The organism is Comamonas sp. 26, assembly GCF_002754475.1.
Classification (GTDB): Bacteria; Pseudomonadota; Gammaproteobacteria; order Burkholderiales; family Burkholderiaceae_C; genus Comamonas.
The window spans coordinates 1,171,456-1,192,160 of record NZ_PEFL01000001.1 but is presented as its reverse complement, the minus strand read 5'-3'; the positions used below and the strand labels follow the sequence as shown (position 1 = coordinate 1,192,160).

22 protein-coding genes are annotated in these 20,705 nt (G+C 60.4%); 6 read left to right on the top strand and 16 right to left on the bottom strand.

Features of this window, described 5'->3' with window-relative positions; genetic code table 11:
• Positions 1–175: 175 nt before the first annotated feature.
• The 11 genes from ispG to surE all read right to left on the bottom strand — a co-directional run bounded on the left by ispG (position 176) and on the right by surE (position 11,314).
• Complete coding sequence (gene ispG, locus CLU84_RS05470; protein WP_099736317.1) at positions 176–1,459, bottom strand: flavodoxin-dependent (E)-4-hydroxy-3-methylbut-2-enyl-diphosphate synthase; 1,284 nt, start codon at positions 1,457–1,459, stop codon at positions 176–178.
• 20 nt (positions 1,460–1,479) lie between these two features.
• Complete coding sequence (locus tag CLU84_RS05465) at positions 1,480–2,424, bottom strand: helix-turn-helix domain-containing protein (RefSeq protein WP_099736316.1); 945 nt, start codon at positions 2,422–2,424, stop codon at positions 1,480–1,482.
• Complete coding sequence (gene pilW, locus CLU84_RS05460) at positions 2,417–3,223, bottom strand: type IV pilus biogenesis/stability protein PilW (protein ID WP_099736315.1); 807 nt, start codon at positions 3,221–3,223, stop codon at positions 2,417–2,419. Before pilW ends, CLU84_RS05465 begins: the two co-directional genes overlap by 8 nt.
• 73 nt (positions 3,224–3,296) lie before the next feature.
• Complete coding sequence (rlmN, locus tag CLU84_RS05455; protein ID WP_099736314.1) at positions 3,297–4,418, bottom strand: 23S rRNA (adenine(2503)-C(2))-methyltransferase RlmN; 1,122 nt, start codon at positions 4,416–4,418, stop codon at positions 3,297–3,299.
• A 131-nt stretch (positions 4,419–4,549) separates the two neighbouring features.
• Positions 4,550–4,975 carry a nucleoside-diphosphate kinase gene (gene ndk / locus CLU84_RS05450; protein WP_099736313.1) on the bottom strand — a complete coding sequence of 142 codons (426 nt, stop codon included), beginning with the start codon at positions 4,973–4,975 and terminating at the stop codon, positions 4,550–4,552.
• A 121-nt stretch (positions 4,976–5,096) separates the two neighbouring features.
• Positions 5,097–6,641, bottom strand: coding sequence for a pseudouridine synthase (locus CLU84_RS05445; RefSeq protein WP_099736312.1), 1,545 nt, complete (start codon positions 6,639–6,641; stop codon positions 5,097–5,099).
• Entirely contained in the window at positions 6,638–7,756 is a 1,119-nt protein-coding gene (gene scpB / locus CLU84_RS05440) for an SMC-Scp complex subunit ScpB (protein WP_099736311.1), read from the bottom strand. Before scpB ends, CLU84_RS05445 begins: the two co-directional genes overlap by 4 nt.
• Before the next feature lie 97 nt (positions 7,757–7,853).
• Complete coding sequence (locus tag CLU84_RS05435; protein ID WP_099736310.1) at positions 7,854–8,912, bottom strand: RluA family pseudouridine synthase; 1,059 nt, start codon at positions 8,910–8,912, stop codon at positions 7,854–7,856.
• A gap of 2 nt (positions 8,913–8,914) precedes the next feature.
• On the bottom strand, positions 8,915–9,751 hold the full coding sequence (locus CLU84_RS05430) for a peptidoglycan DD-metalloendopeptidase family protein (protein WP_099736309.1): 837 nt from the start codon (positions 9,749–9,751) through the stop codon (positions 8,915–8,917).
• A gap of 13 nt (positions 9,752–9,764) precedes the next feature.
• On the bottom strand, positions 9,765–10,550 hold the full coding sequence (locus tag CLU84_RS05425; RefSeq protein ID WP_099736308.1) for a protein-L-isoaspartate(D-aspartate) O-methyltransferase: 786 nt from the start codon (positions 10,548–10,550) through the stop codon (positions 9,765–9,767).
• Positions 10,547–11,314 (bottom strand): 5'/3'-nucleotidase SurE, encoded by a 768-nt coding sequence (surE, locus tag CLU84_RS05420; RefSeq protein ID WP_099737880.1) that lies wholly within the window; start codon positions 11,312–11,314, stop codon positions 10,547–10,549. Before surE ends, CLU84_RS05425 begins: the two co-directional genes overlap by 4 nt.
• A 111-nt stretch (positions 11,315–11,425) precedes the next feature.
• Between surE and CLU84_RS05415 the strand changes: the two genes are divergently transcribed.
• The 6 genes from CLU84_RS05415 (at position 11,426) to CLU84_RS05390 (ending at position 17,388) form a co-directional block, all read left to right on the top strand.
• A complete protein-coding gene (locus CLU84_RS05415) occupies positions 11,426–12,403 on the top strand; it encodes an NADPH:quinone oxidoreductase family protein (protein ID WP_099736307.1) in 978 nt (325 codons plus the stop codon).
• Between the two features lie 81 nt (positions 12,404–12,484).
• Positions 12,485–14,092: an alkaline phosphatase gene (locus CLU84_RS05410; RefSeq protein WP_099736306.1), complete on the top strand. Its 1,608-nt coding sequence runs from the start codon at positions 12,485–12,487 to the stop codon at positions 14,090–14,092.
• 44 nt (positions 14,093–14,136) lie between these two features.
• Positions 14,137–15,753, top strand: coding sequence for a phospholipase D family protein (locus CLU84_RS05405; RefSeq protein ID WP_099736305.1), 1,617 nt, complete (start codon positions 14,137–14,139; stop codon positions 15,751–15,753).
• A gap of 91 nt (positions 15,754–15,844) precedes the next feature.
• Complete coding sequence (locus tag CLU84_RS05400; RefSeq protein ID WP_099736304.1) at positions 15,845–16,114, top strand: ParD-like family protein; 270 nt, start codon at positions 15,845–15,847, stop codon at positions 16,112–16,114.
• The gene (map, locus tag CLU84_RS05395; protein WP_099736303.1) at positions 16,111–16,917 is read left to right on the top strand and encodes a type I methionyl aminopeptidase; all 807 of its coding nucleotides are present in this window, start codon (positions 16,111–16,113) and stop codon (positions 16,915–16,917) included. The genes CLU84_RS05400 and map overlap by 4 nt, the downstream gene beginning before the upstream one ends.
• Positions 16,918–17,055: 138 nt before the next feature.
• On the top strand, positions 17,056–17,388 hold the full coding sequence (locus CLU84_RS05390; protein WP_099736302.1) for a multidrug efflux SMR transporter: 333 nt from the start codon (positions 17,056–17,058) through the stop codon (positions 17,386–17,388).
• Here the strand turns inward: CLU84_RS05390 and CLU84_RS05385 are convergent.
• The 5 genes from CLU84_RS05385 to CLU84_RS05365 form a co-directional block, all read right to left on the bottom strand.
• Positions 17,382–18,068: an alpha/beta hydrolase gene (locus CLU84_RS05385; protein ID WP_099736301.1), complete on the bottom strand. Its 687-nt coding sequence runs from the start codon at positions 18,066–18,068 to the stop codon at positions 17,382–17,384. The two genes, CLU84_RS05390 and CLU84_RS05385, sit on opposite strands and share 7 nt — an antisense overlap.
• A 198-nt stretch (positions 18,069–18,266) precedes the next feature.
• Complete coding sequence (gene arfB, locus CLU84_RS05380) at positions 18,267–18,677, bottom strand: alternative ribosome rescue aminoacyl-tRNA hydrolase ArfB (RefSeq protein WP_099737879.1); 411 nt, start codon at positions 18,675–18,677, stop codon at positions 18,267–18,269.
• Positions 18,674–19,546 carry an alpha/beta fold hydrolase gene (locus tag CLU84_RS05375; RefSeq protein ID WP_099737878.1) on the bottom strand — a complete coding sequence of 291 codons (873 nt, stop codon included), beginning with the start codon at positions 19,544–19,546 and terminating at the stop codon, positions 18,674–18,676. The genes arfB and CLU84_RS05375 overlap by 4 nt, the downstream gene beginning before the upstream one ends.
• 74 nt (positions 19,547–19,620) lie before the next feature.
• Positions 19,621–20,064 (bottom strand): type II 3-dehydroquinate dehydratase, encoded by a 444-nt coding sequence (gene aroQ, locus CLU84_RS05370; RefSeq protein ID WP_099736300.1) that lies wholly within the window; start codon positions 20,062–20,064, stop codon positions 19,621–19,623.
• Between the two features lie 135 nt (positions 20,065–20,199).
• Complete coding sequence (locus tag CLU84_RS05365) at positions 20,200–20,592, bottom strand: hypothetical protein (RefSeq protein ID WP_233209931.1); 393 nt, start codon at positions 20,590–20,592, stop codon at positions 20,200–20,202.
• Between the last annotated feature and the right edge of the window lie 113 nt (positions 20,593–20,705).

Sequence of the window (20,705 nt, the reverse complement as noted above, 5' to 3'; positions counted from 1 at the left end):
AAGAGCATATTGCGGTTGGCAATCATGCTTTTTGCCTAGAAACCTTATTCAAATCCATACAGATAGTGCGCGAGCAGCTATCAATTCCAAAGTCTCAACTCGCAGGCATTGTGCCAGCAAGCCCAATAACCAGCCGGTTTCAGGCCGCTATTGATGCGGCCCTGATCCCCGAGACTTACGCTTTCTGGCCGTAGCGGCGCTGCACATATTCCAGCACCAGCGTCTGAAACTCTTCGGCAATATGCTCGCCGCGCAGCGTCAGGGCTTTTTCACCGTCGATAAACACCGGCGCAGCAGGCGCTTCGCCGTTGCCGGGCAGGCTGATACCGATGTCGGCATGCTTGCTCTCGCCGGGGCCGTTGACGATGCAGCCCATCACGGCCACCTTCATCGCCTCCACACCGGGGAACTGGGTGCGCCACACAGGCATTTCACCGCGCAGAAAATCGTCGATCTTCTTGGCCAGCTCCTGGAACGTTGTGCTTGTCGTGCGACCGCAGCCAGGGCAAGCCGTGACGCTGGGCACAAACACGCGCAGACCCAGAGCCTGCAGAATTTCAGAAGCCACCACCACCTCTTGCGTGCGCGCTTCTCCCGGCAGAGGCGTGAGCGAGACACGAATCGTGTCGCCAATACCTTCTTGCAGCAGCACAGAAAGCGCAGCAGTCGATGCGACCGTGCCCTTGGTGGCCATACCGGCCTCCGTCAGACCCAGATGCAACGCATAGTCGCAGCGGCGAGCCAGTTCGCGGTACACAGAGATCAAATCCTGCACACCACTGACCTTACAGGACAGGATGATGTTGTCGGGGTTCAGACCGATGTTCTTAGCCAGCTCTGCGGAAGTGATGGCCGAGGTAATCAGCGCCTCGTACATGACCTGACGCGTTTCCCAGGGCTTGGTACGGCGCGAGTTCTGATCCATCAGCTCGGCCATGATTTCCTGGTCCAGCGAGCCCCAGTTCACACCAATGCGCACGGCCTTGTCGTACTTGGCAGCAATCTCGATCATCTGACCGAACTGCTTGTCCTTTTTGTCACCCTTGCCCACGTTGCCGGGGTTGATACGGTACTTGGACAGCGCCTGCGCGCAATCGGGGTAGTCCGTCAGCAGGCGGTGGCCGTTGTAATGAAAGTCCCCCACCAGTGGCACGTACTCGCCCATGCGATCAAGTTGCTCACGGATATAGGGCACCGCCGCCGCCGCTTCAGGCGTGTTCACGGTAATACGCACCATCTCCGAGCCAGCTTGCGCCAGCTGACGCACTTGAATAGCGGTCTCCACCGCATCCACGGTGTCGGTATTGGTCATGGACTGCACGCGAACGGGCGCATCGCCCCCCACAGTGACCACGTTGTTGCGCCACACCACTTTGGCCTGACGCGATTTGCGCGGCAGCGGGCTGGCGATGGCAATGCCCTGCTCGGCTAGCTGCTGCAAATTTTGAGAATCTTGCACTCTTGTTTACCTCGAATGGTTTACTTCACCTCGAAGCGAGCCACGTTGTCACGCGTGGTCGAAATATCGAGAGGTTCACCACGTACTGTTACTTGCGTGCCCTTGGCATTGCCCACGATCACGGTCAGGGGCACCTGGCCTTCAGCGGTCGCGGACTCATCCTTGGCCAATGTCTTTTCCAGCACCACCTTGCCCGTCGCATCCTTGACCTTGACCCAGGATTGACCGGTGTTCACCTTCAGGGCCAGCAATGCAACTGTGCTTGCTGCAGCTGGAGTTGCGCCTTCAGGGGCCACCGCAGCAGTGGCAGCCGCAACAGCTGGAGCTGCACCATTGGCCACGGGCTCAGTCGATGGCTCTGTCACCACAGACTCAGCATCGGCATTATTAGACGCCTGACCCAGAGGCACTGCGGCAGTCGGGTCTGAGGCATCAGAATGATTGCCCCCCTCGGACTGCACCGAGCCTGCGACACCACCTTCAGCACCATCCACCGACTGGTGGAATGGCACGAAATAGACAGCCGCAGCTGCGGCCAGCAGTACCAGCACACCCGCAACAATCTTGCGCGAGCTGCCACTGCCAGAGCCCAGCGGCGCGCCCGAAGACTTGAAGTTGCTGCGCACCTTCACCGTCTCGTTGATACCGGGGCCGGTCTTGGTCAGACTTTTCAGCGCTCTTTGCGGTAGCAGAGCCAGTACAGGCTCGGCATCGATATGCAGAGTTCGGCACATGCCCATGGCCAGAGCGCGCATGAATACATGATCCGGGAAGGACTCATAGTCATCGGCCTCCAGCGCCTCCAGCTTGCGCTGGGGCACTTTCAGTGTGGCTGCCATGGTGGGCAGTTGTATGCGGGCCGCTTCCCGCGCCTGGCGCAACATGGTCCCCGCTGTGGCATTGACCGGCGTTTGCACCTGCTCTTCGCTTTGCATAGTTTCCTCTTCCCCCGCACCGTCACTCATCGAAGGCTCCGCGTTCATAGGCCAACAACTGACGCGATTGCGGGAAGCGATCGCGCAGTTGATTGGCCTGTTGACGCACTCCAACGTCGTCGTGCAATGCCCTGTCTATCTTGATACCCAGCCAGAGGCTGTCTGCGCTGGCCTGGTTGCTATTGTTATTCAAGCGGTGGATGTAAAACTGGGCTTTTTTCAGATCACCCTTGAGCCAGAGCACATTTGCCAAGTTGTAGCCCGCTGCGGGATTGCCCACATCCATCTCATAGGCGCGAAACATGTTCTCGTAGGCCTGCTCCAGCTGCCCCGCCTGCTGGTAGCACATGCCCTTGGCCAGCAAGGTCTTAGGCTGCTCACGGTAGCCAGGGGCCTGCAAAGCCTTGTCAAACCACTGGTTGGCAATGTCAAAGTTTTTTTGCTGGCACTGCATCCAGCCGTAGTTGTGCAGCTGGTTGCCATCGCGCGGATTAAGGTCGATCGCCTTGCGCATGGCGATTTCGGCTTGCGTCCAGTCCCGGTTCTGCATGAGGATGAGAGCCAGCAGACCATAGGCATCGGCGTAATCAGGGCGGGCGCTCAAAGCCTGACCGACTTCATCCTGCGCGATATCAAGCCGCCCAGCCTGAAAGTAGCTGGCCGCCAGTTCAAGCCGGATTTGCGCACGGCGATGCGCATCCGCAACCTGAGATCCCCCGGTCCCGACCACCGAAGACTGAGGCACCGAGGTCGAAGATGTGGTTGTCGTCGTTGTCGTGGTACAGCCCATCAGCGCTGCAACCGCAACCGGTACTCCCCACCGGGCCATCAAGCCCCAATGTTGCCAAACCGATCGCTGTGCCACTGCCCGCATGTACTGTCCCTTTTTATTCAAAACTCCGTCAAGACACCTGCTTGAGCGGGATGATGCGCTGCTTGGCCATACGCTCAGCAGCGCGCGTTCTGTCTTTCACGTCACCGGCCAGCTGACCGCAGGCGGCGTCAATATCATCGCCACGGGTCTTGCGAACCGTCGTCACAATGCCAGCATTGCTGAGCATGGCAGCGAACTCGGTCACACGCGCCGAAGGCGAACGCAGCAGCCCCGACGCCGGGAACGGATTGAACGGAATCAGGTTGAACTTGCACCAGTTCTTGCCGTCGCCGCGCGCGCGCACCAACTCTATCAGCTGACGCGCATGCTCAGGCTGATCGTTAACGCCGTCGAGCATGCAGTACTCAAAGGTCAGGAAGTCGCGCGGCGCGAATTCCAGATAGCGCACGCAAGAATCCAGCAGCTCAGCAATCGGGTACTTCTTGTTCAGTGGCACCAGGTTGTCACGCAGCGGATCGTTGGGCGCATGCAGCGACACGGCCAGCGCCACAGCGCAGTCCTGCGACAGGCGATCCATCATGGGCACAACGCCGGAGGTGGATACCGTCACGCGGCGGCGCGACATACCATAGGCATGATCGTCCAGCATCACACGCAGCGCAGGCACCAGCGCGCTGTAGTTCTGCAGCGGCTCACCCATGCCCATCATCACCACGTTGGAGATGACACGTTCATCAATGCCCAAGCGCTTGCGCAGCGCATGCTCTGCAAACCATAGCTGGGCCAGAATTTCACCCGTGGTCAGATTGCGGCTAAAGCCCTGATGCCCGGTCGAGCAAAAGCGGCAGCCCACCGCACATCCAGCCTGAGACGAGACACACAAGGTGCCGCGGTCGTCTTCAGGAATAAAAACGGTTTCAACGGCATTGCCGTCACCCACATCAAACAGCCACTTCACGGTACCGTCGGTCGAGACATGCTCAGACACTACGGGCAAAGCGGTGACATGGGCCCGGCCTTTGAGCTTTTCGCGCAGGGACTTGGCCAGATCGGTCATCTGGGAAAAATCGGATGCGCCACGCTGGTGAATCCAGCGGAACAGCTGCGTTGCACGGAAACGCTTCTCCCCGAGCTGCTCGCAATAAGCGGTCAGTCCTTCGAGGTCAAAATCAAGCAAATTTGTATTCATATCGGCATGTGGCGAGGCGTCTTGCGAACGGGATTTGCCACGCCGTGGCCAGCAGCTTCAGATGCTGACACCGGCTTCGCATGAGCAAAGCACTGGCGTCAGCGAGAGCATGCTGTGAGGCTAGCGTGGAATTAACGTGTGTACACGTTCATGCCGGGGAAGAAGAAAGCGATTTCCACAGCAGCAGTTTCAGCAGCGTCAGAACCGTGCACGGCGTTGGCGTCGATGCTGTCGGCGAAGTCGGCGCGGATGGTGCCCTTCTCAGCCTTCTTGGGGTCAGTAGCGCCCATCAGTTCGCGGTTAGTCAGGATGGCGTTTTCGCCTTCCAGAGCCTGGATCATCACGGGGCCGGAGATCATGAAGTCCACCAGGTCCTTGAAGAAAGGACGGGCAGCGTGCACAGCGTAGAACTGTTCAGCTTCCAAGCGGGACAGGTGAGCCATCTTGGAGGCGACAACCTTCAGGCCAGCGCCTTCGAAGCGAGAGTAGATCTGGCCGATCACGTTCTTGGCAACTGCGTCGGGCTTGATGATGGAGAGAGTGCGTTCGATAGCCATGATGATTTTTCCTAGTCAGGGTTACTATGGGTTTTTGCCAAAAAAGCAAAACACTTGATTTTAGCGGTGCCGCCATAGACCTTGAAGCCCGGGCACCACTGAAATGCTTTCAGCCGTCGATTTAACGACCGCCGCGGCGACCACCGCCGCCGCCACTTGGGCGACGCTTGGCGTTCTGGCGCGCACGCGAAAGGCTGTCGCTACCGATATAGCTCACCGCAGTGCGCATTGGATCGGGCTGATTGCCGGCACCCTGCGGGCGATCACCTGAAGCCGGGCGGTTTGCACCCTTTTTGCCACGCTGACCATCACGGCCATCGCCAAAAATACCCGTTGGTGCGGGACGGTTGCCATCCCACTCACTACGGCGCTGACCACCACCTTCGCGGCGCCCCTGAGGTGCGGGGGGATTCGCCCCTTCACCGCGAGCGATGCTGCGACCGGTAGCACGAGCGCCGCCGCGGTTGTTGGCGCCACGGGCGCCGGTATTAGTGCGCTCAACAGGTGCGCGCTCCTTCATGCCGGCAGCCGACATCAGCGCCTTAATATCGGCCTGATCCAGCTCCACCCACGCGCCGCGCTTCAGACCACGGGGCAGCATCATGGCGCCGTAGCGAATACGGATCAGGCGACTGACCGCGTGACCGACGGCCTCAAACATGCGGCGCACTTCGCGGTTGCGACCTTCGGAGATGGTGACGCGGTACCAGCAGTTGGCACCTTCGCCGCCGCCGTCTTCCACTGCGCCAAAACTGGCTTCGCCGTCTTCCAGCTGCACGCCATCCAGCAGGCGCTGCTTTTCTTCCTTGTCCAGCTTACCCAGCACGCGGGCTGCGTACTCGCGCTCCAGACCGAAGCGGGGGTGCATCAGCGAGTTCGCCAGCTCACCGGAGCTAGTGAACAACAACAGGCCTTCGGTATTCAAGTCCAGACGACCCACCGACTGCCACTTACCGTGCTGAAGCTTGGGCAGCTTGCGGAACACGGTGGGGCGATTTTGAGGATCGTCATGCGTCACCACTTCACCCACAGGCTTGTGATAGGCAATCACGCGTGCGGGTGGTGGATCGATACGGAAGCGAATGGGCTCGCCATTGACCTTGACGGTATCGCCAAACTGAACGCGCTGACCCACGTGGGCTGGCTCGTTGTTGACCGAGATACGGCCTTCCAGAATGAGCTGCTCCATCTCCAGACGCGAGCCCATGCCGGCCTGCGCCAGCACCTTGTGCAGCTTGGGCGAATCAACTTGCGGAGCCAGCACGCGCTTGGCGGGCACTTCGGCGCCGTTTTCTTCTTCGTCGTCAAAGTCACCCGAGATCACATCGGAGAAATCGATGTTCTGACCCTTAGTGGATTTTTGCGCCACAGCGCCCACTGCACCTGCGTCATCAGCTACTAGTTCTGTAGCATCCTGCAGTTCCTCATCAGAGGCTTCCAGTGCTTGAGTGGCCTCAAATTCTGCAGCACGTGTTTCAGCACGCTTGCGGGCCAGCTTGGCCTCGGCAGCATTGGTCTTCTTTTTGCCTTGCTTGCGCGTCGCACCGGGCTTGGGCGCTTCAGCGACGGGCTTAGGCGCGCGGGGCTTGCGGGCCTTTTTGACCGGCTCGGCTTCAGGCGAAGCGTCTGCGGGTTCAGGCATCTGGTTCGATGTCTCGTTGTTCATTCCGGTTTTCCTTCGGGGATGACTTCATCGTCATCCTCCACAATTCGCTCGTTTGCTGGCTCGGCTTGCAATGCAACATCGAGCAGCGCAGTGTTCTTGTCTTCTACGGTCTCGTCTTCTTCGGCGCCGTAGTCATCATCGAGAAATGCCTTCAGCCCCACCCACTCAGGTCGGCCAGACTTCTTGGCCGCCGGCTTTTCCTCAGGCGTCGCCGCTTTGGCGGGCCTTGCAGGTTTGACCGGTCTGGCCTGGCGTGCTTTCACCAGCTCGGGCTCATCTCCCTCAGCAACTTCAATGTCGACCGCCTCAGTCTCAGGCGCTTCAACCTCTATCGTTTCAGTAGAAGCTTGCGCTTGTTCCTCAATGGCTTGGGGCTGATTTGACTCAAACTCTTGCACCTCAGACTTCGGCAACAGTTCGGCTTGCCCAACGTCGTCTACCGCAGGCTTTAGCACCTGCGTCAATGCATCAGCATCTACAGAGACTTCGGCATCAGCTTCCACCTCAGCAGTTATCTCTGCACCCGCGTCAACAGGGGCATCTGGCGCAAGTGCTTCCCCGCCCTCTTCGCCATCCAGCGCCTTGAACAGGCTTTGCTGGGCTTGGGTTTCTTCCAGCATGGGCAGCTGATCCAGCGACTGCAGACCCAGATCATCAAGAAACTGACGCGTAGTGGCAAACAACGCAGGCCGACCCACGGTTTCCCGGTGGCCAATCACTTCAATCCAGCCCCGGTCTTCCAGCTGCTTGATGAGCAGACTATTGACCGTGACGCCGCGAATATCCTCAATATCCCCGCGCGTAACTGGCTGACGATAGGCAATGATGGCCAGCGTCTCCAGTGTTGCACGGGTGTACTTGGGCGGCTTTTCGGGGTGCAGCTTGTCCAGGTACACGCGCATCTCCGGCCGGCTCTGAAAGCGCCAGCCTGAAGCCACCTGCACCAGTTCTACGCCTTTGAGGGCCCAGTCCTTTTGCAAGTCCAGCAGCAAATCCTTAACCGTGTCCGAGCCCAGCACATCATCAAAAAGTGAGCGCATATCCCGCAGCGTTACGGGCTGCGAGGCACAAATCAATGCTGTTTCAAGAACCCGCTTGGCATCTACCGTATTCATGGGCGCAGCGTTTCGGGAGCGGCTGCCGCACCAAGACTGGTGGGTCGCCTGTTTCTAAGAGAGTGGAAGCGCCCCATCAGTGCCATGCGAGTGATGGTCAGAGGCTTTCCGGGGTATTGTAACGCAGCCCCCATAAATCCAGTGCTGCAGCCATGTCTTGTGGCAGCGGGGCATACAGCACCAGTGGCTTCTTACTCACCGGGTGCTCAAACGCCAGCCTGAAGGCGTGCAGTGCTTGCCTTTCCAGCCCGCCCTCTTGCTGGCCACCATACAGCGTGTCGGCAATCAGCGAGTGGCCCAGCGATGCCATGTGCACCCGGATCTGGTGCGTGCGGCCGGTGTGCAGCGTGCAGCGCACCAGACTATGCGTAGCGTCACCATCCAGCAGATCAAAGTCGGTGCGCGCCTGCTTTCCGGGGTGCAAATTCAAATCGACCACCGCCATGCGCAGACGATTGCGCGGGTCGCGCCCAATGGGCGCGCTGACCTCGCGGTGCTTGCGGCTGCCCCAGTCTTTGTGCGCAATAGCCAGATACTGGCGACTCACATCACGCGCGGCAATCATTTTGATGAGCGCATCCATGGTGCTGCGGTTGCGCGCCACCACCATCAGGCCGCTGGTGTCTTTATCCAGCCGGTGAACAATGCCTGCACGCGGCACCTGGCGCGCTTTTTCATCGCGTGCCAGCAGACCGTTAAGCAGCGTTCCCGTCCAGTTGCCCGGCGCGGGATGCACGACCAGACCGGCAGGCTTGTTGATGATCAGCAGATCGTCGTCTTCATAGACCACCTGCAAATCCATCTCTTCCGGCTGGAAGGCCATGCTCTGCTGGGTGGGGCGCATTTCCACGCGCAACTGGTCACCCACGCTGACTTTGGCCGAGGGCTTACTCAAGACCTTGCCGTTTAGCGTGACAGCGCCATCGGCCAGCAACTGCTGCAGATAGCTGCGCGAGAACTCCGACACGCCCAGCGCCAGCACCTTGTCGGCGCGCTGGCCATGGTGCTCGGTGGTGGCGGTCAGCTCGCGCTGCTCGACTTCGGAGCCAGAGATCAGGTCTTCAGCCGCCTCATCCCAGCTTTGCTCGGGGGCGTCAGAAGACACAAGCCCCTGCGGGGCAGGGGCTTGTGAGGCTTTTTTACCTTGCGATGCCATGCTTAACGAGAGGGCAGGTAACGCGAAGGGTCGACAGGCTTGCCCTGACGACGCACTTCAAAGTGCAGCTTGACGCGGTCTGCATCAGTGCTGCCCATTTCAGCAATCTTCTGCCCCTTCTTCACGGACTGATCTTCCTTAACCATCAAAGACTGGTTGTGGGCGTAGGCCGTCAGATAGGTATTGTTGTGCTTCAGGATGATGAGGTTACCGTAGCCACGCAGGCCAGCGCCCGCATACACCACGCGACCATCCGCAGCAGCCACGACCGAGTCACCAGCCTTGCCGCTGATGTCGTAACCCTTGTTGCGCTGCTCATCAAAACCGGCAATCAGCGAACCGCTGGCTGGCCAGATGAAGTCCACATCATCAGCGCCCTTGGCTGCAGGAGCCGGGCTGCTCGAAGGAGTGGGTGCAGGAGCAGGTGTCGGGGTAGCAGCACTGCCACCACCCACCACCACAGGCACCACACCGCGACCACCACCCGTCGAAGGTGTGGAGGCCACATCACGACCTGGCGGCACCACGCGTACCACCTGGCCGACTTCGATCACATTGGGGTTGTCCAGATTGCTCCAGCGAGCGATGTCTTTCCAGCTCTGGCCGTGCTCCAGACCGACCTTGATCAGCGTGTCACCGGGCTTGATGGTGTAGTAACCAGGCTTGCCTGCGTTTTCTGCGCCGGGCAGAGACTTGACATCCACACTGGAAGAGGTGGAAGACGACGACTGTCCGCGATCTTCCACAGGAGCCCTGTTTGCCTGGGTGGAGCAACCAGCCAGGATGACACCTGCCAGCACAGCCGTTCCCCATGCACCAAGACTTCGCGATACCAACATAAGCTATTCCCTTCTAGGCGATCCCCGATTTTAGAGGGACAAAGTTAACTGCTTCTAAAACTGTTTGCGTAAAACCGTGTGAACTCTTGTCAATCACCAGCAGTGCCTGCTTACCAGAGCCCACAACAACGGGAGCCACAAGACGCCCGCCGATAGCCAGCTGATCGCACCAAGCCTGCGGCACGGTGTCTCCGCCTGCAGCAGAGATGATGCCCGCATAAGGCGCGCCACTGGCAAAGCCCACCATGCCATCACCCAGAATCAGGTGGACATTGGACAGGCGCATGGGCCGCAGATTGCTGCGGGCTTTTTCATGCAGGCCACGCAAACGCTCAATCGAATAAACCTCTTTGGTCACCATGGCCAGCACGGCGGCCTGATATCCACAACCCGTGCCAATCTCCAGCACACGACCCTGCCCGCTTCTGGCAGCGTCAGAGTCGAGCAGCAGTTCCATCATGCGCGCCACCACGCTGGGCTTGGAGATAGTCTGACCCAGACCAATCGGCAAGCTGGTGTCTTCATAAGCCTGATTGACCAAGGCGCTATCGACGAAGCGATGGCGCTCCACCGTCGCCATGGCCTGCAGCACGGCTGGGTTGCTGACGCCTGCCGCGCCAATGCGCTGGGCCATGCGTGCGCGCACTGTCGATGAATCAAGCCCTACCCCCACGGGCGAAGCCGCCACACCTAAGGGATTGATAGGCCGTGGAGCCACTGGCGAGCGCGCTGCGCTGACGCCGGTTTGCACGGAGCGGGCGATCCAGCCCGGCACCTGGGGAGAGCGGCGCTCGCTCACGATGCCACACCCGTCAGCTTGCTGGCGGTCTGTGCCCAGTAACCCAGACTGTCGTAATCGGTCAGATCCACCTTTAGCGGTGTCATGGCCACATGACCATGGGCCGTCGCGTGGAAGTCCGTGCCTTCGGAATCATCCTTGGCCGCGCCTGCGCTGCCGATCCAGTACATGGTCTCGCCACGCGGGCTTTGCTGCTGAATAGCCTGCTCAGCCGAATGGCGACGCCCCAGACGGCACAGCTTGATGCTCTTGAGCGCCTCCAGCGGCATATTGGGAATATTCACGTTGAGCAACCAGGGCGCAGTGCCAATCAGTTGCTGCGACTGCATGTCCTGCACCATCTGGCGGGCTGTTGCGGCTGCGGCTTCAATTTCGGCCCAGCCCTTGTCCACCTGCGAGAAAGCAATGGAAGGAATACCAAACAAAAAGCCTTCCATGGCCGCACCCACGGTGCCCGAGTAAATCGTGTCGTCGCCCATATTGGCGCCGTTGTTGATACCGGAGACCACCAGATCAGGCCGGTAGCCCAGCAATCCCGTCAGCGCGATGTGCACGCAGTCGGCAGGTGTGCCGTTCACGTAGCGAAAACCGTTATAGGCCTTGTGCACATACAGTGGCGCGTTCAGCGTCAGGGCATTGGACTTGGCGCTGTTGTTGTGCTCCGGGGCCACCACTTCAACGTCTGCCACGGTGCGCAGGGCGTCGTGCAAAGCCACGATACCGGGGGCCTGAAAGCCGTCGTCATTGCAAATAAGAATCTTCATGGATGAGCGGATTGTAGGCGGCTCCAAGGTCACGGCAGAGACACGCAGCATTCGCACCACACTTCTATCATCAGCGGGCATTTTTCACCCATAAAGATCAGGAGACACCTTATGCACGCTTGGCTTTGCACCACCCCCACCGGCGTTGAAACTCTGCAGTGGACCGAGCTGCCCACGCCCCAGCCCGGCCCCGGTCAGGTGCTCCTGGAGGTCAAGGCCGCCAGCCTGAACTTTCCCGACCTGCTGATCGTGCAGAACAAATACCAGATCAAGCCGCCGCTGCCCTTTGTGCCTGGCTCTGAATACGCAGGCGTGGTGCAGGCCGTGGGCGAAGGCGTCAAGCACCTGAAGGTGGGCCAGCATGTAGCCTGCCTGTCTGGAACTGGTGGATTTGCTACGCATACGCTAGCGCCTGCTGCAATGTGCATGACGCTTCCAGACAATTTTCCCTTTGTAGATGCCGCAGCGTTCATCATGACCTACGCCACCAGCCACCACGCGCTAATCGACCGGGGTCAGCTCAAGGCGGGAGAGACCGTACTGGTGCTGGGCGCTGCAGGCGGCGTGGGAACGGCAGCCATACAGATTGCCAAAGCCGCAGGCGCACGCGTGATTGCTGCAGCATCGACCGATGAAAAATGCGCACTCTGCAAAGCCCAAGGCGCGGACATCACGATCAACTACAGCCACGGCGATCTGCGCGAAGCCATCAAGGCTGCAACCGACGGCAAAGGCCCGGACGTCATCTACGACCCTGTGGGCGGCGACTTTGCCGAGCCCGCTTTCCGCTCCATCGCCTGGCGCGGGCGTTACCTCATCATCGGTTTTGCATCCGGTCCCATTCCGTCACTGCCGTTGAATCTGGCCTTGCTCAAGGGCGCATCGCTGGTTGGTGTTTTCTGGGGCGATTTTGCCAAGCGCGAGCCACACAACAACGCCGCCATGATGCAGGAGCTGGCCCAGTGGTACGACCAGGGCAAGATCAAGCCCGTCATTGACCGCACCATGCCCATGAGCGAGCTGTTTGCCGCCTACGAGCGCATGGGCTCGCGCCAGGTCCAGGGCAAGCTGGTGATGGTCAACCCGTAAATAAAGGGCACCATGGCGGTGTTCACAAAAACAAGATGAGCGGCGCGCATACTGCCAGCAGACCGTATTCATCTCACCGTCATGTCCGATCTGAAAAACGCCACCACCCTGCAGCGCCGCCGCTTCCTCATTGCCTCTGGCTTTGCCACAACGGCAGGCAGCCTGCCTGCATGGGCCCGCGCCAGCAGCACTTTGGGCTACAACCCCTTCACGCTGGGTGTCGCCAGCGGTGATGCCCAAAGCGACAACATTCTTATCTGGTCACGACTGACCGCCCCGCCAGAATCACTGGGCATGGAGGATGCGCCGCAACTGGTGCCCATGAAGGTGTACTGGGAAGTCGCGCATGACGAGCAGTTCCGCCAGATCATTGCCAGCGGCAGCACCACGGCCACCGCCGAATGGGGCCATAGCGTGCGCATACAGATCGATGGACTGGCACCCGACCGCTGGTACTTCTACAGGTTCATGCACGGCGATGCGGTCAGCACCACAGGCCGCGCCCGCACCGCTCCGCAGGTAGGGGCCGATGCTCGCCAGCTACGCCTGGCAGTAGCGTCCTGCCAGCGCTGGGAACACGGTTTTTACACCGCATGGCGGCAAGTCGCGCAGGATGCACCGGACATGGTTCTGTTCCTGGGCGACTACATCTATGAATATGCCCAGCCAGAAAAAGCCGAAGGACTGGCCCGCCCCCAGCCTTTGCGCACAGCCCGCACACTGCAGGACTACCGCGACCGCTATGCCCTGCACAAAAGCGATGCGCACCTGCAAGCCGCCCATGCCGTGTGCAACTGGTCCGTCATCTGGGACGACCATGAAGTAGAAAATGACTATGCAGCTCAATATGGACGTGGGGAGCATGCTCACTTTTTAGAAAGACGCATGGCCGCCTGGCAGGCCTTTTATGAAAACATGCCGCTGCGCCCCGCCATCATGCTGCGCAACCGACAAGGGCTGGCCCTGTACCGCACGCTGAACTGGGGGCGACTGGCACGGCTGCACATGCTGGACGGCCGCCAGTACCGCGACCTGCAAGCCTGCCGCACACCTGGCCAAGCCAGCACCGGCACAGTCGATACCGAAACCTGCACAGCCTTGCAAGATCCGGCGCGCAGCTTTCTGGGCTGGGAGCAAGAACGCTGGCTGGGCCAGCAACTGCAGGCCGATGCACGCAACGCGGCCACCGCACCGCGCTGGACATCGCTGGTGCAGACCACACTGTTCTCCCCACGCAGCTTCAAGAACGGCAAGCAATCCACCGACAGCTGGGACGGCTACCCACAAGCGCGCCAGCGTCTGGTGAGCCAGATCAGCCAAACCCGCCCGCGCAACACCGTGGTGCTGGGCGGCGACATTCACCAGAACTATGTCTGCGCCATTGCCCAGCAAAGCGCGCAAGCACCGGGACGCGATAACCCCATCGTCGCCAGCGAGTTCTGCGGCACCTCCATCAGCTCGCGCAGCGGCACCACGCAGGCCAAGGTCGATGCCATCGTCGCTCACAACCCGCAGGTGCTTTATGCCCGCAGCGAAGAGCGCGGCTACAGCCTGTTCAATATCACGCCGCAAGCCATGAGCTGCGAGCTGCGCGCCGTCACCAACCCCTTGCAGGCCGACAGCAGCATCTACAGCTTGGCCCGGTTTGTCGTGCAAGACGGCAGGCCCGGCCCCGAGAAAGTCGCCTGAGAGTTTCCTCAAAGTCATTGACAGGCCTGCGGCATACTGGCGCGATGCAATACACACAGGCCCTTCGCTCCGCACTTTCCCTGTGGCCCAGCACGGCCGCCTTGCTGATCGCGGGCCTGCTCACCGGCTGCAGCCTGCCGCCCATGCCCGAGCGCACCACCTCGCACTCACTGAGTACGGAAGCTGCAATCCAGTCACGACTCGGTCAAGCACTCGCCCCACTGCAGCAAGCGCACCCCAAGCTGAGCGGCATCCACCCGCTTAGCGATGCCTATGCCGCGTACGCCGCCCGCGCCCTGCTGGCCCGGGCGGCGCAGCACACGCTGGATGTGCAGTACTACATCTGGCGCAACGACACCACGGGCCATCTGCTGCTCAATGAACTGCTGCAGGCCGCCAACCGCAGCGTGCGCGTACGTCTGCTGCTGGACGACGGCGGCACCGCTGGCATGGACGCCACGCTGGCCGCGCTGGATCAGCACCCGAACATTGAAGTGCGCCTGTTCAACCCCTTTGCCGTGCGCACACCCAAGGTGCTGGGCTATGTCACAGAGTTCTCGCGCACCCAGCGGCGCATGCATAACAAGGGCTTTACGGCAGATAACCAGGCCTCCATCGTCGGGGGTCGCAATATTGGCGACGAGTACTTTGCCGCCACGGATGGCGTGCTGTTTGCCGACCTTGATGTAGTCGCTGTCGGCACCGTGGTACCCGATATTGGCCACGATTTTGATCGTTACTGGAACAGCCAGTCCGCTTACCCTAGCGCCAGCCTGCTGCCGCCGATGCCAGAGCAAGCCGTGCAGCAGGTCTATAGCAGCCTGCAGGCAGACACCCTGCGGCCTGAATCCCAGGCCTATATTCAGGCCGTACAGCAAAGTCGCTTCAGCCAGGATTTGCTCTCGGGCAATCTGCCGCTGGAATGGGCTGCCGCCACGCTGGTCAGCGACGACCCCTCCAAGGTCTTGAGTCAGTCTGGCAAAGAAGACTTGTTGCTGGCCCAGTTGCAACCGGCCATTGGCACACCAGCCCAGTCGCTGGATCTGATCTCGCCCTACTTTGTGCCCACGCAGGCCGGCATCAACGCCTTTGCACAAATGCGCGCACAAGGCATCAAGGTGCGCATTCTGACCAATAGCCTTGAGGCCACCGACGTAGCCGCCGTGCACGCTGGCTATGAGCAGTATCGCAAGCCCCTGCTCAAACTCGGGGTCGAGCTGTACGAAATGCGCCGCCAGATCAATCTGCAACCCCGCAATCCGCCCAAAGCCTATGGCGAGGCGCCATCGCCCGCTGCCTTCAGCGGCAGCAAGGGTGGAGTGGCTGGCAGCTCAGGCGCCAGCCTGCACGCCAAGACCTTTGCCATTGATGGGCAGCGCCTGTTTGTTGGCTCCTTCAATTTCGACCCGCGCTCGGCTCTGCTCAATACCGAGCAGGGGCTGGTCATACTGGATCCCAAACTGGCGCAAGAGGTCAGCCAGACTCTCGATCAGTACCTGCCCATGCTGGCCTACAAGGTACAACTGGATGCCAGCGGCAAGCTGCAATGGATCAGTGAAACAGGTCAGCCGCAAACCTTCAGCCACGACCCCGGCACCAGCTGGTTCAAACGCGCCATGGTGCGGGTGCTGAGCTGGCTGCCGATAGAAGGCTTTCTGTAATCAGGTCAGCGCTGCAAAAAGCCGCCCACTCAACCATGCAATCTGCAATTGCCAATATACGAAACGTATACCCGCAGTATGATGCGTGCCCATGGGAATCGTCAAAATTTCAGACCAATTGCACGACCAGATTCGTGTCTCCAGCGCGGCCCTTGGCCGCTCCATCAATGCTCAGGCCGAACACTGGCTGCGCGTAGGCCAATTGGCCGAGCATCACCCTCAGCTCAATTACGAAGGTATTTGCGCCCTGCTGCTGCAAGAGGCTGAACGCACGCTGCAACTGCAGCCGCTGACAGGCTACGAGGCGGATGCCTCTGCACGCCGCCCCCGCTCTGTGCGTCTGGTTGGAGGCATGCAATGAAGCGCGGCAAACAAAAAATGGTGCCGATTCACGACGCCTCCGACATTTTTCTCTCGCGCAAGGCCGGTGGCCTGGCCGCCCAGGTGCTGGCCATGCTCACGCCCCATGTGCAAGCCGGCGTCAGCACCGACCAGCTGGACAAAATCTGCCACGACTACATCGTCGATGAACTCAAGTGCACGCCCACCAATGTGGGCTACCACGGCTTTCCCAAGACCGTCTGCACCTCCGTCAACCATGTGATCTGCCACGGCATCCCGGATGCCAAGCAAATCCTCAAGGAAGGCGACATCATCAATGTCGACGTGGCCGTCACCACGCCCGAAGGCTGGATTGGTGACACCAGCCGCATGTACTACGTGGGCCAGCCCAGCAATCTGGCCAAGCGTCTGGTCAACACCACCTATGAAGCACTGGTCGCCGGCATTCACGCCGTCAAGCCCGGCGCCGCACTGGGTGATGTCGGCCACGCAATTCAAACCGTGGCGCAGCGCGAGCGCTTTTCCATCGTGCGTGAGTACTGCGGCCACGGCATCGGCAAGGTCTACCACGACGAGCCACAGGTGCTGCACTACGGCACACCCGGACAGGGTCTGGTGCTGGAGCCCGGCATGATCTTCACCATCGAGCCCATGCTCAACGCCGGCAAGGCCGCCACACGCGAGCTGGCGGACGGCTGGACGGTCATCACCAATGACAAATCGCTCTCCGCCCAGTGGGAACACATGGTGGTGGTGACGGAAACCGGCTTTGATGTGCTGACTCCCTGGCCCGAAGGCACAGGCAGCTACCCCGCGATCTAAGGTAACGACTGTGCACATCGCCCCGTGCTGGCGATGTGCGCACAGCCACCAAGATTTGGCAAGGCGGACCAGAGCCTGCACGGGGTTTTGACGCAGCGGGTGAAACAGGCAGGACTCACTCGCACTAAAGTGCCTGCCATGACAAATTACCTGTATCTGGGCCTGGCCATCATCTGCGAGGTGATTGCCACCTCGTTTCTCGCCAAGTCGGACGGCTTCACCAAACTAATGCCCACGGGCGTGGCGCTGGTCGGCTATGCCATCTCGTTTTACCTGCTGTCGATGACGTTGCGCACCGTACCCACGGGCGTGGCCTATGCCATCTGGTCCGGCGTGGGCATTGTGCTGGTATCGGCCGTGGCCTATTTCTGGCAAGGCCAGAAGCTGGATGCCCCCGCCCTGGCTGGCATGGCCATGATTGTGGGCGGTGTGCTGGTGATCAATATCTTTTCAAAAACCGCCGGTCATTGATCAGCGTCTGGGCCTTGCGCAGGCTCTGTCAAATCCTGCAGCCACTGCATGCTGGCCTTGAGTTCTTCCGGGCGAATTTCATGCGCACCCGGGTATTCGTGATACGTCAGCTGCATGGGCAAGGCAGCCAGCCTGTCCCGAATGGCACGAGCACTGGTCAGTGGAATCACATTGTCGTAAGTGCCGTGGCTCACCCAAGCTGACTTGCCCGCAAACGCAGCGGCGGGAGCATGCAGCGATGCAATCTCGGGCAACAGGCGACTGTGCCAGATCAATGCGGCGCGCAGTGTCTGCGGCTGGGTCAGCAGCTGGCTCAGACTCATGATGCCGCCTTGGCTAAAGCCGCCCAGCACCACACGCTCGGGCGGAATATCGAGCTGCTGCGCCGCCTGCTCAATCGTCTGCTGCACAAGCGTGCGCGCCTGCTGCTCCTGAGGCACGTTGATGTGGCGCGTGCCATCGGCATCCACGGTGAACTGAAACCAGGCATACGCCCCCATACCCATGGCAAATGGCGCGCGCAGGCTGATGACATGAAACTGCGGCGGCACATAGCCAGCGAGACCGAACAGGTCTTGCTCATTGCTGCCCACACCATGCATGAGCACTAGCAACCATGCGGGCTGACCTGCGACGGGTTGAGCGGACCGCTCCAGATAAGTCAAAGGCAGTGTGGTCATGAAAACTCCCAAGGGAGGCAAAAATAAGAGGAAAACCGCCTGTAGCGCTTTTGTATTCTGCGGCGGCAGCTATCAAAAAAACATAGCGCAGACCCGCAACGCGCTATTGTGTGGCGCAAATGGCCACGGCGCTGTCATCAAGGATTTTTTGATAGCTGCCAGCGCTTGCAGCCATTGCGATAGCGGCATAAAACAGCATCAATCCTGTACCCGGCCACGCAGCGCCTTGATGCCAGAGCGCACGCTTTTCCCCTGCAGCCGCCTTTGCTGCGAGCCCCATGTGGGCTTGGTGGCCTTGCGCGGCCGCGGCGGTCTTGCCACGGTAGCTACCAGCGCATTGAGCCGCTCCAGCGCATCCCACAGGTTGTGCTCTTGCGTGCGGTACTTTTGTGCCTTGATAACCAGCACGCCTTCGGTGGTGATGCGCGAATCGCCCAGCGCCAGCAGGCGCTGCTGCACATCTTCTGGCAAACGCGAGCCGCGAATGTCAAAGCGCAGGTGCACGGCGCTGGCCACTTTGTTCACGTTCTGACCACCCGGCCCTTGGGAGCGCACAGCGGTCCACTGCACATCGGTTTCCGTCAGCACAAAGGCTGCGGCGCCGGTCATGGCAAAGCCTGCTGCAACGCAGCGCAAAATTCCGCAGGACTCTCATGCTGCGCCCAATGGCCTGCCTCTTCCATCACCTGCCAGTTCAGCGGGCCTGCGCATTGGCGCTGCATCAGCGCGTGCAATTCAGGCAGACGACCGACGTAAAGCGGGTCATACCGGCCATAAATGGCAGCCACGGGTACTTGCACGCGGGTCAGCGCCTGTGCCAGCGCATCAGTGCGCGACAGGCGTCTGCGCGGCAAGCGATCACGCGCCACATTGAGCGCATGCAGTGCCAGTGTCTCGTCGTCAATCAGCGCTACGTCATGCAGCATCAGCTCGGCAATATTGTGGTGATGCGCCTGCATCTGCGCTTCAAGCCCGGGCAGATGGCGCCAGCCTTTGAGGCGCACAGTACGCCCCTCAGTCATACCCATACCCGGCGCGCCCACCATCACAAGGCGCTGCGCCAACTCTGGGCAGGCAGCGGCCAGTAAGCCTGCCGCCATGCCGCCAAAGGAAAAGCCCACCAAATCACAGACTGGACCTGCGCTTGCACCAGTACTTTCATTACCCAACAAATGCTTGATTCCATAAGCCAGCGGCTCCAGCATGGTGTCCACATCCATGCCACCGGGCACGCCGTCGGACTCACCAAAACCGGGCAGATCGGCCAGCCACAGGCTGTAACCGGCGGCAGTCAGGGGTTCGATCACGCGCAGCCAGTGGGTCCAACTGCCGCTACCTCCATGCAGCATCACCAAGGGCAGGCCGCGTTGCGCCACGCCCGCAGGGGGTTGCCAGCCATGCCAGACCATCTGGCCGCGACCCTCTTCTGCGCTGAGTGGGGTCACCACGCGCCGAGAGCGGGCCTGCAACTGCAGCATCAAAGGCGGCAGTTGCAGCCCCAGCTCCTGCGAGACTTGCTCAAGAGAGCAAGCACGCTCAGCACTGACCGCAATTACCACTGCGCCACCGCATCAATGGCCAGGCCATAGCCCGCCACGCCAAAGCCGCACATCACCGCACGGGCGGCGGCAGACAGGTAGGAGTGGTGGCGAAAGCTCTCACGCGCATGGACATTGCTGATGTGCAGCTCCACCAGCGGCACGGCCGTGCCCTTGACTGCATCCAGAATCGCCACGCTGGTGTGCGTATAGGCACCGGCATTCATGATGACAGCCGCCAGCTCACCCTTGGCCTGCAGGCGTCCGGCCTCATGCACCCAGTCCACCAGCTCACCTTCATGGTTGGTCTGACGGAATTCCAGCGCCAGGCCGTGGCGCTGGCAAGCGACTTCGCAGAGCTTTTTGACATCATCGAGCGTGGCCGAGCCATAAATAGCAGGCTCGCGCATGCCCAGCAGGTTCAGATTGGGGCCATTGAGGACGTAAACGGTTTTCACGGAAGCACTCTCCTTGTTCTATGACTGCCCCGGATTATGCGAGCGCTACACCTTTGCTGCAGGCATAAAAAACGGCTGCCTGAGCAGCCGTAGTTCTGTGAGCGTTGAGCGTAATGCCCAAAACACAGTTACCCATCAACGATGGTGATGGTGGTTGTGACGATGTCCGTATCTATAGCCATATCCGTAGCCACCGCCGTAGTAAACGGGTCCGGGCACCACCATGACGGGCGCAGGGCGGTACACAGGAGGTGGTGGTGCGTAATACACAGGAGGGGGAGGCGCATAGTACGCAGCGGGAGGGGGTGCGTAATACACAGGACGAGGCGGCATATAAACTGGAGCACCCACGCCCACAGCAACGCCGGGCACGCCCACGCCAATCGACCAGCTGACGCCGCCGCCATGCGCCTGAGCGCCCGAAGCCGCCATCAAGCCTGCGACAGCCATGGAACCAGCCGCCAGCCACTTGGCAATGCGGGGGAAGTGGTTTTGAACATCACAATCTCTCCTCTGTTTATGAGTCATCGAGGGCAGAGCTTGCAGATCTATGCTGAGTCTTCAGCCCTGAGGATATAACGCTTGTGACTCCGATTAGGTTGGCAGGTTCCCACAAGACATTGTGACCAAATGCACAGCAG